This window comes from Streptomyces sp. NPDC093225 (genome assembly GCF_044753805.1).
Taxonomy (GTDB): domain Bacteria; phylum Actinomycetota; class Actinomycetes; order Streptomycetales; family Streptomycetaceae; genus Streptomyces.
In genome coordinates this window covers 72801-87608 of record NZ_JBIVNX010000002.1, presented here as the reverse complement: position 1 = coordinate 87608, position 14808 = coordinate 72801, and the positions used below count along the sequence as shown (strand labels likewise).

Sequence of the window (14808 nt, the reverse complement as noted above, 5' to 3'; positions counted from 1 at the left end):
GGTGCCGGGCCCCGCGCGAGCGGGTGCCCGGCACCTGTCGTCCTCCGGTGCCGCCGCGCTGCGGTAGAGTCACGCGACGTGATCACCGATACGAAAATCGTGACGCCGCGTCACGGCGTGGGCGGGGCCGGTCGATGACGGTCCTGATCGTGGACGCCGCCAACGTGGTCGGCTCCGTGCCCGACGGCTGGTGGCGCGACCGGCGGGGCGCCGCCGAGCGGCTGCGCGACCGCCTCGCCGCCCGGGAGGGCGACGAGGAGGTCGTCCTGGTCGTCGAGGGCGCCGCCCGGGGGGTCGCCTCCGTCCCCGGCGTCCGCGTCGAGTCCGCCCCCGGCAGCGGGGACGACCACATCGTCGAGCTGGTCGCCGAACTGGCCGGCCGGCCCTGCGTCGTCGTCACCGCCGACCGCGAACTGCGCGAACGGGTACGGGCGTACGGGGCCGAGTGCGCGGGGCCCCGCTCCGTACGCTGACCGGACCCTGACCCCCGGTGCCGGACCCGACCCCGACCCCCGGACCCGTTCAGGTCCACGCTCCGTCCGCCGACGTGCCGTCGGTCCGACCGTGACATTCGTCCTGCCCGGGACCGTACATGCGGCTCTGCCGACCGCCCGGTCACCGACCGTAGCGTTCATGTCATGACGCAGACCACCGACCCCGACCCCGACCCCCGCACCGCGGTCCGCCTCGCGGGAGCCGTGAAGTCCTTCGGCCCCGTACGCGCGGTGGCCGGCCTCGACCTCCGCGTCCGGCGCGGCGAGACCGTCGCGCCGCTCGGCCGCAACGGCGCCGGCAAGTCCACCACCATCGCGCTCGCGCTCGGCCTCGACGAGCCGGACGCCGGCCGGGTGGAGCTCTTCGGCGACGCCCCGCAACGGGCCGTCCGGGCCGGCCGGGTGGGCGCCATGCTCCAGGAGGGCCGGCCCGTACCCCGGATCACGGTGCGCGAGCTCGTCTCGTTCGTCGCCCGCACCTACCCGGCCCCCCTGCCCGTCGCCGCGGCGCTCGACCTCGCGGGACTCACCGACGTCGCCGACCGGCGGGTGGACCGGCTCTCCGGGGGACAGGCCCAACGGGTCCGGTTCGCCGTGGCCCTGGCCGGCAACCCCGAGCTGATCGTCCTCGACGAGCCCACCGCGGCCCTCGACGTCGAGGCCCGCCGCGCGTTCTGGACCGCCATGCGCGGCTACGCCCGGTGCGGCAACACGGTGCTCTTCTCCACCCACTACCTGGAGGAGGCCGACGAGAACGCCGACCGGATCGTCGTCATCGACGACGGCCGGGTGGTGGCCGACGGCACCGGCGAGGAGCTCCGGCGGGCCGTCGGCGGCGCCCTCGTCGCCGTCGACCTCGACGGCGCGCCCTCCGAGGGACTCGACCGGCTCCCCGGGGTCACGGCCGTGGAGATCCGCGGCGACCGGGCGCGGCTGCGCACCGGCGACCCGGACGCCACCGTCACCGCCCTCGCCCGGCTCGGCCGGATCCGGCGGCTGGAGGTCGGGACCGCCTCCCTCGACGAGGCCTTCCTGGCCCTGACCGCCGCCCCCGGTACCGCCGCCCCCGCGCCCGCCCCGCAGCCCGCCCGCGCCCGCGCACGCCAGGAGGACCCCCGATGATCGCCGCGTACGTGAACCTCGAGGTGCGCCGCGTCCTGCGCGACGTCGGGTTCACCGTCTTCGGCATCGGCACGCCCGTGCTGATGTACCTGCTGTTCACCAATCTCGGGACCGACGCCGGCGCCGACTCCGGCAGCTGGCGCACCACCGCGATGATCGGCATGGCCGCGTACGGCGCCCTGGGCGCGGCCCTGTCCGTGGGGACCGGCGTCGCCGAGGACAAGGGCACCGGCTGGCTCCGCCAGCTGCGGGTGACCCCGATGAGCCCGCGCCAGGTCGTCATCGGGCGGGCGGCGACCGGATCGGTCGTCGTCCTCCCCGCCGTCGCCGCGGTGCTCGCGGCGGGAGGGCTGGTCAACGACGTGCGCCTGGCCCCCTGGCAGTGGGCCGCCACCGCCCTCGTCCTGTGGCTCGGCGCCCTGCCCTTCACCCTGCTCGGCATCGGCAACGGCTACCGCCTCACCGCCCAGACCACCGGCACGGTGAACGTCGTGTGCAACCTCGCCCTGTCCATCGTCGGCAGGCTGTGGTTCCCGGTCGAGCTCTTCCCCGACTGGCTGCGCACCGTGTCGGACCTGACGCCCACCCACCGCTTCGCCGAGCTCGGCCAGGGCGTCGCCGCCGGCGGGCCGCTCCCGCTCGCCGCGACCGCGGTGGTGGCCGGCTGGACCCTGCTGTTCGGGACGTACGCGGTGCTCTCGTACCGTCGGTCGTCGAGGAAGGTGTGACGGAATGAAGAGCAAGTCGCGTCGCGAGGCCAAGGCCGAGTGGAAGGCGGACTGGGCGGCCCGCAAGGCCGAGTGGCGGGCCGCCGGCGAGCCCCGTGAGATCGGGCCGCCCAACGGCTTCGCCCTGCTGCCCTGGCTCCTGATGGGCATGGGCGCCATCTCCAACATCGTGCAGGGCAAGACCCCCAACCCGTGGATCGGCGTGCTGGGCCTGCTGGTCTTCAACTCGCTCTACGTCGGCGTGGTGTTCCGCGCCTTCGACAAGAAGGCCCGCGAGGCGGCCGCCACCCGCTGCGCGCTGGTCGTGATGGGCGTGGTCACCTGCGCCCTGTCCGTGGCCTACGGCGGCAACTGGCTGCTGTTCTTCCCGCTGTTGGGGCTGGCCACCGGAGCCGTGCTGCGCGGCCGGCAGCTCGCCCTCGCCGTCGGCGCGCTCAGCGTCCTGGCCGGGGCGATCAGCGGGTACCGGTCCGGTTGGGACGGCATGGGCATCGGCTACGGGACCTTCGTCTCCGGCATGGTGACCGCGGCCATCCTCGCCCTGTCCGAGACCGTCCGCGAACTGCGCGAGACCCGGCAGGAACTGGCCCGCGCGGCGGTCGAGCAGGAGCGGCTCCGGTTCTCCCGCGACCTGCACGACCTGCTCGGCCACACCCTCTCCGTCATCGTGGTGAAGTCCGAGGCGGCCCGCCGCCTCGCCCCGCGCGACCTCGACGCCGCCCTCGCCCAGGTCTCCGACATCGAAGCGGTCGGCCGGCAGGCCCTCGTCGAGATCCGCGAGGCCGTCACGGGCTACCGCGAGGGCAGCCTCGCCACCGAACTCGACCGGGCGCGCGACGTGCTCGCGGCGGCCGGCATCGAGCCCGTCGTCCGCCAGTCCGGCCCCCCGCTGCCGCCCGCGGCCGAGGCCCTGCTGGCCTGGGTGGTGCGGGAGGGCGCGACCAACGCCGTCCGGCACAGCCGCGCCGCGACCTGCACGATCGAGGTCCGTACGGGCGGGGAGCGGGCGGTCCTGATGATCAACGATGACGGGGCGGGCGTAGGCTCGGGCACACCGGGCAGCGGGCTTAAGGGCCTGACCGAGCGCCTCACGGCGGCCGGCGGCACCCTGACCAGCGGCCCGCGGCCGGCCGGAGTCGGCTTCCGGGTCACCGCCGAACTGCCGGTGGAGACCGACGCGGAGGCGGCACCGGGAGCCACCGAGCCGGAACCGGGGGAGCGCCGCCGCACCGGGCGCCACTGAACGGGGAGACCATGATCAAAGTCCTGCTCGCCGAGGACCAGGGCATGATGCGCGGCGCCCTCGCGCTGCTGCTCGGCCTGGAGACGGACATCGAGGTGGTCGCGCAGGTCGCGGCCGGCGACCGGATCGTCGAGGCCGCGCTCGACGCGCGGCCGGACGTCGCGCTCCTCGACATCGAACTCCCGGGCCGCAGCGGCCTGGACGCCGCCGCCGACCTGCGCGAGCGCTGCCCGGACTGCAGGGTGCTGATCCTCACCACCTTCGGCCGGCCCGGCTACCTGCGCCGCGCGATGGAGGCGGGGGCCGCCGGGTTCCTGGTGAAGGACGGGCCCGTGGAGGAACTGGCCGCCGCGATCCGCCGGGTCCTGGCCGGGGAGAAGGTGATCGACCCGGCGCTGGCCGCCGCCGCGCTCAGCGCGGGTCCCAGCCCGCTCACCGCCCGGGAGCGGGACGTCCTGACCGCGGCCGTGGACGGCGCGACCGTCGCCGACATCGCGGCCCGCCTCCACCTGTCGCCCGCGACCGTCCGCAACTACCTGTCCTCGGCCATCGGCAAGACCGGCACCCGCAACCGGATGGAAGCCGTCCGCGCCGCCCGCCGCCACGGCTGGCTCTGACCTCCGCCGCCGGCGGGTGGCACCGGGACGCACCGCGCGCAGCGGACACCCGGACGGGGCGGACGGCGGCCCGCGGCGCCGTCAGGCGCCGTACACGGAGGCCACGTTGTCCCGCGCCGGGTGGGTACGGCCGGCCGGGCCCGCGGCGAAGGCGCGCAGGAGGTTCTCGGTGACCCGGCGGGTGAAGGCGCCGGCCCGGGCGTCGAGGCCGTGGCGGGCGCCGCTGCGGCCGTCACCGGTGGCGTCGAGGGCCTCCACCCAGCGCATCGTGCCGGTGGCGAACACGCCCGCCCCGCTCGGCACCGTGTAGTAGGCCGTGTCCTGATGGCTGGGCCGGCCGTCGCAGACCACGGGGGAGTGCGCCAGGACCTCCAGCGGGCGCGGGGTCGGGTAGGCCGTGTTCACCTTGTCGTACTCCACGCCGACGAGGTGACGGAAGCTGTCGCCCGCCGTCACCCCCGTGCCCGCGAACAGCCAGTGGTCGGGGTGGGTGACGACGTAGGGCGCGTCCACCGGGTACCCGTCGTAGATCACGCCCAGCAGCGCGCTCTCCGGGTCCGCCCCGGGAGCCGACCGGAAGTCCACCGTCGCCGCCTGCCCGCGCCGGAAGCCGGGGTCCCGTTCGTACGCCGTCTTGTAGCAGACCACCGTACGGTCCGGTCCGAGCGCGCTCGGCTCCAGCCGGATCCGCCGGAAGCAGCAGTTGGCGCCCAGGACGGCGAGGTTGGTGCCGGCGTCCCGGGCGGCCGCGACGTGCGCCCGCTGCTCGTTCGACCAGTACTCGTCGTGCCCGAGGGACAGCACCGCGCGGGCGCCGGCCAGCGCCCGGCGCTCCCGGGCCAGGTCGATGCCGGTCGTGTAGGCCAGGGGGACGCCCAGGCGTTCGGCGAGGGCGATCAGCGGGGCCTCGTACACGAGGAAGAGCCCGGCCCCGTCGTCGTACGCGTACGGACGGTCGAAGGTCACCGCGAGCGAGCGGCTGGCGTACTGGCCGTCCGGACCGTTGTAACTGCTGTACCCGCCCCAGAGGTTGTACGCCTGCCAGGTCGCCACCGCGTTCACGACGACGGTCCGCCCCGCGGCGTGCTTCGAGCGCACGGTCACCGGCACGTACCGCTGCCCGGCCCCGCCCTGCGCGTCCAGCCGCAGCAGGTAGCTGCCCTCCGGCCAGCCGGCGGTGTCCACCGTCGTCGTGCGCGACCAGCGGGTGCGCACCGTCCGGGTCCCGGCGTCGACGGACGGCTCCGGCTGGCGGGTGCCGGCGAGCGCGCCCGAACGCCACACGAGCCGGGCCCGGGCGCCCCCGTACCAGCCCATCCGGTAGGCGGACACGGTGAAACGCGGAGCGGTCGTGGAGACGTACAGTCCGAAGCGCTCGCCCGGCAGGACGCTGACCCGGTCCGCGAAGCCCTCGACGGCCCGCGCGGGACCGGGCCGGGTGATGCGCCAGGAGGCGTCGCCCGGGCGGGCGTTCTCCCGTACGACGTCCAGGTCCCCGACCCCTTCGGCGGCGCCGGCCGCCGGCGACCGACGCGGTGCCAGGGCCGCGTGCGGGTCGGCCCCGCCCCCGTCGGCCCCGCCCCCGTCGGGCGCGCAGGCCGCCGCGGCCAGGCCACCGGCCCCCACCCCGGCCGCCAGGGCCAGGAAGCGGCGCCGGTCCTCCGGGAGCACCCCGCCGTCCCCGCGCACCTCGCGGTCCGGGCGCGTTCCGCGGTCCGGTCGTACCGCCCCGTCCGGCCATATCGCTCCGGCCGGTCGTATCCCGCCGTCCAGGCGTATCGCGCCGTCCGCGTGCATCGCGCCGTCCGCGTGCGTCGCGCGGTCCGGGCCTGTCGAACCGCCCGGGCGCGGCCCGCCGTCGAGGCGTACGTCGTCGTCCGGGCGTATGTCGTCGTTCCCCACGCACGCAGGCTACGGGACGCCCGGAACGGCACCGACCGGGCCTCCCACGGCTCCGGGCGGACCGCCCGCTGAACCGGCGGTGAACTCTGCGACGACGGCCGCGTAAGCGTTCGGGAGGCGCCCGCCCCCGGGGTTCCGGCACCCCCGCCGGGCCCTACATTGCGCCGTGCGGACGCAGGCGCGCTCCGCGGTCGGCCGCCACCCGGGCGGCCCGATACGTGCGCGGGAGACGACGTACATGACCAGCGACAGCGGCGCGGAACCGCCCAGAACCAGATGCACGGTGGACCGGACGCGGGGCGGCGCCTACCAGTGGCGGCTGACCGCGCAGAACGGCCGGGTGGTGGCCGTCTCGGCCGTGGCCCACCCCGACCTCGACTCCTGCCGCCGCGCCTTCGCCGGCACCCGCTCCGAGGCCACCGCCCTCGTCGGCACCGTCCTGCACTCCACCGAACCCGGCGGCGGCTGGGTGTGGGGCGCCCGGGGCGGCGACGGCGCACTGCGGGCCGTCTCCTCCCGCGCCTACCAGCGCCACGCCACCTGCCGGGCCGCCTTCGAGCGCTTCCGCCTCCTCCTGGGCGAACTCGACGCCCACGAGTCCCAGGAGACCCACGCCGTCACCGCGGACCCGCTCGTCCGCTGAGCAAACCCGCAGGAGCGTCCCGCCTCGCGAAGTTGCCCCTCGGGGGGCCTTCGTTCACCTCCCGTGCAGCGCCCGTAGGCCCACCGCCGTGAACCTGCCCACGACATCCACGACGTCCACGCATTCCGGCAGGGGGAGCCACCACGTGAGCACCGTGCGCGAGGCCAGGCGGCTGTACGCCGACTCGGGACCCGCCGACCGGCTCTTCCGGGGAGGCCTGCGCACCGGCGGTGCGCTCGTCCTCTCGGTCATGTCGCTGGTCGGCGGGTTCCTGCTCTACCGGGCCTGGCAGGCGCTCGGTTCGGCCGGCACCTCGTTCCTGACCACCGCGGCCTGGGAGCCGGACACCGGCAACTTCGGCATCGCGGCGGTGCTCACCGGCACCGTCCTCATCGCCACCGTCGCCGTCTGCATCGCCGTACCGCTGGCGATCGGCACGGCGCTGTACATCGTCGAGTACGCCCCGGCGCGGATCCGACCGACGCTGGTGAGCCTGGTCGACCTGATGGCCGCCGTGCCCTCGGTGGTCTACGGCCTGTGGGGGCTGTTCTTCCTGCAGGGCAAGGTCATCCCGCTGGCCCGCTGGCTGTCCACCTACGCCGCCTGGTTCCCGCCGTTCGAGGTGGCCGGCGCGGACCCGCGCGACCCGCTGGCCACCGAGACCGTCTACACCGCCTCCACCTTCATCGCCGGCATCGTCGTCGCGATGATGGTCGCCCCGATCATCTGCTCGGTGGTGCGGGAGGTGTTCTCGCAGACCCCGGCCGGTGAACGCGAGGGCGCCTACGCCCTCGGCGCCACCCGCTGGGGCACGGTCCGCTCGGTCGTGCTGCCCTTCGGCAAGGGCGGCATGATCGGCGGCACGATGCTGGGCCTCGGCCGCGCCCTGGGCGAGACGATCGGCGTCTACCTCGTCATCTCCCCGGTGTTCGTGGTCCAGCCGTACGTCCTGCAGAGCGGCACCAGCTCCGTCTCCTCCCTGATCGCCCTGCGCTACGGGGAGGCCAGCGCCTTCGGCATGTCCGCCCTCATGGCGGCCGGCCTCGCGCTCTTCCTGATGACCCTGGTCGTGAACTTCGTCGCGTCCTCGATCGTGGCCCGCAGCCGCTCCGGAGCAAGCAGTGACTCCTGACACCCCGTCCGCACTCGCCGCGGCCGCCCGCCCCGAGCAGCGCCCGTCCCCGGGGTCCGAGGTCCGCCGCTCCACCTCGACCCTGCGCGCCACCGACGTGTACGCCGCCCTCGGCGCGGCCCTCGCCTCGCTGGCCTGCACCGGCCTGATGTTCACCGAACTCACCGGCTTCTCCGGGGCCCTGGGCTTCCTCGTCGTCGCCTACCTGATGTTCCTCGGCCTCTACGCGCTGCTCGTCTCCTTCGACGAGTCCGGCCCGCTGGTGCGCGACCGGATCGCCTCGGTCGCGGTGCACAGCCTCGCCGGCCTGATGCTGCTGGCCCTCGTCTTCGTGGTCGTCTACACGCTGTGGGAGGGCCGGACCGCCCTGCCGCACCTGAACTTCTTCACCCAGGACATGGCCAAGGCGGGCCCGCTGGACCCGCTCACCACCGGCGGCATCCGGCACGCGGTGCTCGGCACCCTGCTCCAGATCAGCCTCGCCCTGCTCATCACGGTCCCCACCGGACTGCTCTGCGCGGTCTTCCTCAACGAGGTCCCGGGCCGGTACGCGCGGTTCGTCCGCACCATCGTGGAGGCGATGACGGCGCTGCCGTCGATCGTCGCGGGCCTGTTCGTGTACGCCACCGCGATCCTCGCGCTCGGCGTCGAGAAGTCCGGCCTGGCCGCCTCGCTCGCCATCTCCGTGATGATGCTGCCCATCGTGATCCGGGCCTCGGACGTGGTGGTCCGGCTGGTGCCGGGCACCCTGCGGGAGGCCTCGTACGCGCTGGGCGCCCCGCGCTGGCGGACGGTGTGGCACGTGGTGCTGCCCACCGCGCGGTCCGGGCTGACCACCGCCGTGATCCTCGGTACCGCACGGGGCGTCGGGGAGACCTCGCCGGTGCTGCTGACCGCGGGCTTCACGGCGGTCACGAACCTGGACCCGGGATCGGGGCCGATGGTGTCGCTGCCGCTGGCCACCTTCGAGTTCGTCAAGTCGCCCGAGCGGACCATGATCGTGCGCGGCTTCGGCACCGCGGCCACGCTGATGGCGCTCGTGCTGCTGCTGTTCGTCGTCGCCCGTTTCATCGGCGGACGCGGTCCCGGCCAGCTGTCCAAGCGCCGCCGGCGGCGCCGCGACGCCGCCTCGGCCCGGGACCTCAGGCGCTTCGAGGCGTACGCGGCGCGGCCCGCCGCCCCGTCCCTCGCCGCCGAACTGTTCGCGCCGCCACAGTCCGCGAGCGCCCCGCCCGCACCCGTCGCCGGCACCACTCCCGCGACGGAGATCCCCGCGACGGAGCCCCCCGCGCCCGCCGCCCCCGAGCCCGCCGCCCCCGAGCCCACCACCCCCGAGCACGACACCCCGAGGAGCACCCCGTGACGCCCACCCATCCGCGATCGGCACTGGCCCGGGCGTCGGCGCTGACGGCGGCCCTGCTGCTGGCCGTCACCGCCCTGCTGACCGCGCACCCCGAGCCGGCGTACGCCGCCACGTACGCCCGCATCTCGGGGGCCGGCTCGACCTGGAGCCAGAACGCCCTGGACCAGTGGCGCCGCAACGTCACCCAGTACGGCATGACCGTCAACTACGCCGGCACCGGATCCTCCGACGGGCGCGAGCAGTTCCGCAGCGGCACCGTGGACTTCGCCGTCTCCGAAGTTCCCTACGGGCTCACCGAGTTCGGCCGTACGGACTATCCGCCGAAGCGCGGCTACGCGTACATGCCGATCGTCGCGGGCGGCACCTCGTTCATGTACAACCTCAAGATCGGCGGCCGTCGGGTCACCAACCTCCGGCTCTCCGGAGACGTCCTCACCAAGATCTTCACCGGGAAGATCACCCGCTGGAACGACCCGGCGGTCAAGGCCGACAACCCCGGCCTGGCGCTGCCGGCCCGCAAGGTCGTCCCCGTCGTCCGCTCCGACGGCTCCGGCACCACGGCCCAGTTCAGCACCTGGATGGCCAAGGAGCACGGCTCCCTCTGGAACGACTACTGCCGCCGCGCCGGCAAGCCCACGCCCTGCGGCGTCACCTCCTACTTCCCGGTCGTCCCCGGCTCGGGCTTCATCGCCCAGTCCGGCTCGCTGGGCGTGTCCGGCTACGTCCGCCAGGGGTACGCCGAGGGCGCCATCACGTACGTCGAGTACTCGTACGCCCTGTCCACCGGCTTCCCGGTCGCCAAGGTGCTCAACGCCAGCAACTACTACGTCGAGCCCACCGCCCAGTCCGTGGCCGTCGGCCTGCTCAAGGCGGGCATCAACGACGACGCCGGCTCGCCCGCGTACCTCACGCAGATCCTCGACGGGGTCTACCGCAACCCGGACCGGCGCACGTACCCGCTCTCCAGCTACAGCTACATGATCATCCCCACCAAGACGGAGCGCCCCCTCACCGCCGACAAGGGCAGGACCCTGGGCGCCTTCGCGTACTACTTCCTCTGCGAGGGCCAGCAGCAGGCGCAGTCGCTGGGCTACTCGCCGCTGCCGATCAACCTCGTGAAGGCCGGACTCGCCCAGGTGCGCCGGGTGCCCGGGGTCGACGCGAAGAACATCGACATCAAGAGCTGCCACAACCCGACCTTCTCCGGCGACGGCACCAACACCCTGGCCAAGACCGCCCCCTACCCGCGCGACTGCGACCGCAAGGGCACGACCCAGTGCGACACCGGCACCGGCGGCGCCCGCCGCACCCCGACCCCGGTCAAGCCCGGCGCCGCCGCGGGCGGCAGCGGGTCCGCCGGCGGCACCGGCGCGTCGGGCGCGACCGGCGGGACCGCCACGGGCGGCCAGAGCGGCGGCGCCGCGACGGGCGGTACCGGCGGGACGGCGGCCGGCGGGACCGCCGGCGGTCCGGTGGACCCCGACGGCGCGGGCCAGGCCGGCTCCGCCGGCGGGCTCGCGGGCGGTGGCGAGCAGGTGGCCGCCACCGCCGTCGAGATCGGCCCCGAGCAGACCTGGGGCATGCGCACCCTGCTGATGCTGCTGGCCGCCGGGCTGCTCGTCGCGGTGGTCGTCGTCCCGCCGCTGCTCGGCCGTGCGCTGGGCGGCGGCCGGACCGGAGGCGGTGCCGATGTCTAGGACCCCGTACGAGTCCCGGCCCACCGCACCCACCGCACCGGCCCCGGCGGCCGAGAGCGCCCGCCGCCCGCTCGCCGCCCGCGGCCCACGGGCCGCCCGCCGCCCGCTCGCCGTCCGCCTCGGCTGCGCCCTCGCCGCCGCGCTCGCCGGACTCGGCCTGGTCCTGCTGCCGCCCCCGGGCGGCGCCGAGCGGGCCCTCGCCGACGGGGCGTACGCCACCGTCGCGCAGGGCAGCGAGCGCGACTCCGCCGTCACCGTCACCGGCCGCAAGGGCCGCTACGACGACTTCTCCCGCCTCAAGCTGACGGTCCACCAGACCCGCGGCCTGCGCGCCCAGGGCGTCCGGGTCACCTGGACCGGCGGCAAGCCCACCAGCAGCACCAACTTCGAGCACCACTACCTCCAGCTCATGCAGTGCTGGGGCGACGCCCGCAGCGGACCGCGGCGCGAGCAGTGCCAGTTCGGCGGATCCGAGATCCACGCCGTCGGCGGACTGTTCTCCGGCAGCAACCTGGTCGGCATGCCGGAAGGCTCCGAGGAGTACGACAGGAAGGAGACCGAATACCGCTACGACGACGTCGAGGGCGCCGGCTGGGTCCGCTTCCACCCCGTGCGCGGCAAGCCCACCACCAGCCCCACCGACCAGACGTACTTCACCAAGTTCACCACCAACGAGCAGCCCTACGCCCGCACCGGCTCGGACGGCACCGGCGCGACCGTCTTCGAGGTCCAGACCGGGGTCGAGTCCCCGCACCTGGGCTGCGGCGAGCAGCTGAAGGGCGGCGGGGTCCGCTCCTGCTGGCTCGTGGCCGTGCCGCGGGGCGCGCACGAGCCCGGCGGCGGCAGCGGCAGCGACGGCCGGCTCGGCAGCTCGCCGCTGTCCGCCTCCAACTGGGCCCTGCGCATGCAGGTCCGCATGGACTTCCTGCCCATCGGCCGGTTCTGTCCGATCGGCCAGGCCGAGCGGCCCACCCTCGGCTCCGAGCTGGTCGCCGACGCGATGACCTCGTGGCAGCCCGCCCTGTGCACCTCGGGCAAGGTCACCTACGGCTACCAGCAGTCGGCCGACGCCTACGCCCGCGGCCAGGTCGCCAACCCGCTGCCCGGCTCCCCGGGCCTGGCCTTCACGTCCGCCCCGGTCCCCGCCGTTCCCGGCGCGGCCCCCGTCGTGCACGCCCCGGTCGCCGTCTCCGGCCTCGGCGTCGCGTACTTCATCGAGGACCCGCAGGGCGCGCAGGTACGGCGACTGCGCCTGGTGCCCCGGCTGATCGCCAAGCTGCTCACCAGCTCGTACCAGCGCGACGTGCCGGACGGCACCACCCAGCCGCACCTCAAGGGGAATCCGGAGAGCCTGGTCACCGACCGGGAATTCCTGAAACTCAACCCGCAATTCCGTGAATGGTCGCCCAGCTCCTTCCCGCAGGGCCTCATATTCCCGCAGGGTGACGCGGACGCCTACCGGCTGCTGTGGCGCTGGCTTCAGGGCGACAAGGACGCACGGGAATTCCTCGCCGGAAAGCCGGACCCGTGGGGCACGAAAATCAACCGGTACTTCAAGCCGCTGGGCCTGGACCGGGACGGCGAGCTCGACACCTTCCCCAAGGCCGACCCCTCCAAGGGCAACGCCACCCCGCCGCCCGAGCCGATCCAGTACGGGGTCATCGACCTGCGCCCGTACGTCAACTCCCTGCACGACGGCGCACTGCACACCCGCAAGGGCGACTCCGGCCAGCGCAACGTCTGGGACGCCACCAGCACGCCGCCCAAGTTCACCGGGTCGCTCCAACCCCCGGGCAAGCGCTTCCAGCTCGCCCTCGTCGACGCCGCCTCCGCCGCCCGGTACGGGCTGCCCACCGCCGAGCTGCGCAACGCCGGCGGCCGCTGGGTGCGCCCCGACGGCGCGGGCCTGCTCGCCGGGGTCGCGGCCATGAAGCCGCTGCCCGGCACGGGCGGGGTCCTCGACCTCGACCCGGCCCACGCCTCGGGAGCCGCGTACCCGCTCACCGAGATCGGGTACGCGGCAGCCTCCACCGGGTTGCCCGCCGCGGCGCGCCGCGACTACGCCGCCCTCGTCCGGTACGCGGCCGGGGCCGGCCAGCGCCCCGGCGTGGGGCCGGGCCTGCTGCCGCCGGGCTACGCCCCGCTGCCCGCCGCGCTGCGCCGGCAGGCGGTGGCGGCCGCCGCCCGGCTCGAGAAGGGCACGGGCAAGGGCGGGGCCGACAGCGGGGGTTCGACGACCGGCGGCGGCGCCGCGGCCACCGGCGGCGCAGCCGGCGCCGCCTCCTCCGGCGGCGCGGCCGCGGGCGGTTCCACCACCACCGGGGGAGCGGCCGGCGGGACCACGACCACGACCACGACCGGCGGGACCACCGGCGGCAAGCCACCCGCCCCGGTCGGGCCCGCGGCCGCCACCGCGAGCACGCCGGGCCAGGCCGCGGGCGCGGTGCGCTGGGTGCTGCTCGCCGTCCTCGTGCTGGGCACGGCGGGCGCCCTGGCCGGCCCCCTGCTCCTGCACCGGGCCGGCCGCCCGGCGGGCGCCGGGCCGGGACTGCGCACCGGAATTCCGGCGGCGCTCGGGAAGGTGCTGCGGCGCGTCTCCCGACACCTTCCGGGAAGCGAATGAGGTGCCCCCGCGGGGCAAATAATCCCCCGCGATCCGAGGGGTGTTCGTTCACCGTCCGCACGTGGACCGTTCGCTTGCGGGCGGTGCATGCCCCCGGAATATTTCTCGGTGTTCGACACGATTGGTTCGATCGAAACTCGACGGGCGGAAAACGCCCCATCGGAGGATTCACTGTGAGGGTCAATTCCATGCGCCGCGCCGCCGTCGTCGTCGCGGGCACCGCGCTGCTGAGCGTGTCCGCCCTGACCAACACCGCGCTGGCCGACCCGGCCCAGGGCGAGTACCGCCAGCTGGTCGGCGTGGGATCGGACACCACGCAGGACGTGATGAACCGCCACGGCAGCCTCAGCGTCGACAGCAACGGCATCCCGGACAAGCAGCTGATCGCCTCCTACGACGCGACCGGCTCGGTCAACGTCAAGACCCGCAGGTCCAAGTGCAGCCTGCCGCGCCCCAACGGTTCCTCGGCCGGCATCACCGCGCTGGTCAACGACGTCGCCGCGGGCACCAAGTGCATCGACTTCGCCCGCTCCTCGCGCGGCCCGCAGGACACCACCACCACCGACCTGACGTTCATCCCGTTCGCCAAGGACGGCGTGACCTACGCGGTGCGCAAGGACAGCGGCCTGCCCAAGAGCCTCACCAAGGCCACCCTGGTCAAGATCTACAACTGCCAGACCCGCAAGCTGAACGGCATCACCATCACGCCGCTCATCCCGCAGGCCGGCTCCGGCACCCGTTCCTTCTGGCTCAAGCAGATGGGCCTGGTCGAGGGCTCGCTGCCGTCCTGCGTCACCGACCGCGCCGGCGCCGTCCAGGAGCACGACGGCCGCGCGCTGACGGGCGCGGGCGACATCATGCCCTTCTCCATCCCGCAGTTCATCTCCCAGGCGAACGCCGCCAAGACCAAGGTCGAGGACCGCCGCGGCGCCGCCGCGCTCGGCAAGCTCGACGGCCACGTCCCGGTCTTCAACGGCGTGCTGAACCTGAAGTTCCCGATCACCCGCGACGTCTACAACGTCGTGCAGACCAGCCGCCTGGGGATCTCGAGCGTCAAGAGCGCCTTCGTCGGCAAGACCTCGCAGGTCTGCGTCAACGGCGCCAAGGACTCGGTCCGCCTCTACGGCTTCGGCAAGGCCGCGAACTGCGGCAGCACCGTCCTCAAGGGCAAGAGCTGACCCCACCCCCGGGCGGGCGCCGAGCCCGCCCCGCTTCCCCGGCGCGGCCGGCCGGGCACCCCCGAG

General features: G+C 74.8%; 12 protein-coding genes. 11 read left to right on the top strand and 1 reads right to left on the bottom strand.

Going from position 1 to position 14808, the window contains the following annotated elements:
- The first annotated feature begins 134 nt into the window (after nt 1-134).
- The 5 genes from ACIQCH_RS02420 to ACIQCH_RS02400 all read left to right on the top strand — a co-directional run bounded on the left by ACIQCH_RS02420 (nt 135) and on the right by ACIQCH_RS02400 (nt 4204).
- Complete coding sequence (locus ACIQCH_RS02420; RefSeq protein WP_402577062.1) at nt 135-473, top strand: NTP pyrophosphohydrolase; 339 nt, start codon at nt 135-137, stop codon at nt 471-473.
- Nucleotides 474-638: 165 nt separating this feature from the next.
- Nucleotides 639-1616, top strand: coding sequence for an ATP-binding cassette domain-containing protein (locus ACIQCH_RS02415; RefSeq protein ID WP_402577060.1), 978 nt, complete (start codon nt 639-641; stop codon nt 1614-1616).
- The gene (locus ACIQCH_RS02410; protein ID WP_402577059.1) at nt 1613-2344 is read left to right on the top strand and encodes an ABC transporter permease; all 732 of its coding nucleotides are present in this window, start codon (nt 1613-1615) and stop codon (nt 2342-2344) included. The genes ACIQCH_RS02415 and ACIQCH_RS02410 overlap by 4 nt, the downstream gene beginning before the upstream one ends.
- Nucleotides 2345-2348: 4 nt before the next feature.
- A complete protein-coding gene (locus tag ACIQCH_RS02405) occupies nt 2349-3587 on the top strand; it encodes a sensor histidine kinase (RefSeq protein ID WP_402577058.1) in 1239 nt (412 codons plus the stop codon).
- Between the two features lie 11 nt (nt 3588-3598).
- The gene (locus ACIQCH_RS02400; protein WP_402577057.1) at nt 3599-4204 is read left to right on the top strand and encodes a response regulator; all 606 of its coding nucleotides are present in this window, start codon (nt 3599-3601) and stop codon (nt 4202-4204) included.
- 81 nt (nt 4205-4285) lie between these two features.
- On the opposite strand, the gene ACIQCH_RS02395 is transcribed toward ACIQCH_RS02400, so the two are convergent.
- Nucleotides 4286-6001 carry a N,N-dimethylformamidase beta subunit family domain-containing protein gene (locus tag ACIQCH_RS02395; protein ID WP_402577640.1) on the bottom strand — a complete coding sequence of 572 codons (1716 nt, stop codon included), beginning with the start codon at nt 5999-6001 and terminating at the stop codon, nt 4286-4288.
- A 343-nt stretch (nt 6002-6344) separates the two neighbouring features.
- Between ACIQCH_RS02395 and ACIQCH_RS02390 the strand changes: the two genes are divergently transcribed.
- The 6 genes from ACIQCH_RS02390 to ACIQCH_RS02365 all read left to right on the top strand — a co-directional run bounded on the left by ACIQCH_RS02390 (nt 6345) and on the right by ACIQCH_RS02365 (nt 14742).
- Nucleotides 6345-6749: a hypothetical protein gene (locus ACIQCH_RS02390; RefSeq protein WP_402577055.1), complete on the top strand. Its 405-nt coding sequence runs from the start codon at nt 6345-6347 to the stop codon at nt 6747-6749.
- 145 nt (nt 6750-6894) lie between these two features.
- On the top strand, nt 6895-7881 hold the full coding sequence (gene pstC, locus ACIQCH_RS02385; RefSeq protein ID WP_402577053.1) for a phosphate ABC transporter permease subunit PstC: 987 nt from the start codon (nt 6895-6897) through the stop codon (nt 7879-7881).
- The gene (pstA, locus tag ACIQCH_RS02380) at nt 7871-9244 is read left to right on the top strand and encodes a phosphate ABC transporter permease PstA (protein ID WP_402577051.1); all 1374 of its coding nucleotides are present in this window, start codon (nt 7871-7873) and stop codon (nt 9242-9244) included. Before pstC ends, pstA begins: the two co-directional genes overlap by 11 nt.
- Nucleotides 9241-10941 carry a phosphate ABC transporter substrate-binding protein PstS gene (gene pstS, locus ACIQCH_RS02375; RefSeq protein WP_402577049.1) on the top strand — a complete coding sequence of 567 codons (1701 nt, stop codon included), beginning with the start codon at nt 9241-9243 and terminating at the stop codon, nt 10939-10941. Before pstA ends, pstS begins: the two co-directional genes overlap by 4 nt.
- Nucleotides 10934-13564 carry a hypothetical protein gene (locus ACIQCH_RS02370; RefSeq protein ID WP_402577047.1) on the top strand — a complete coding sequence of 877 codons (2631 nt, stop codon included), beginning with the start codon at nt 10934-10936 and terminating at the stop codon, nt 13562-13564. Before pstS ends, ACIQCH_RS02370 begins: the two co-directional genes overlap by 8 nt.
- A gap of 173 nt (nt 13565-13737) precedes the next feature.
- Nucleotides 13738-14742 (top strand): substrate-binding domain-containing protein, encoded by a 1005-nt coding sequence (locus ACIQCH_RS02365; protein ID WP_402577045.1) that lies wholly within the window; start codon nt 13738-13740, stop codon nt 14740-14742.
- Nucleotides 14743-14808 lie beyond the last annotated feature (66 nt).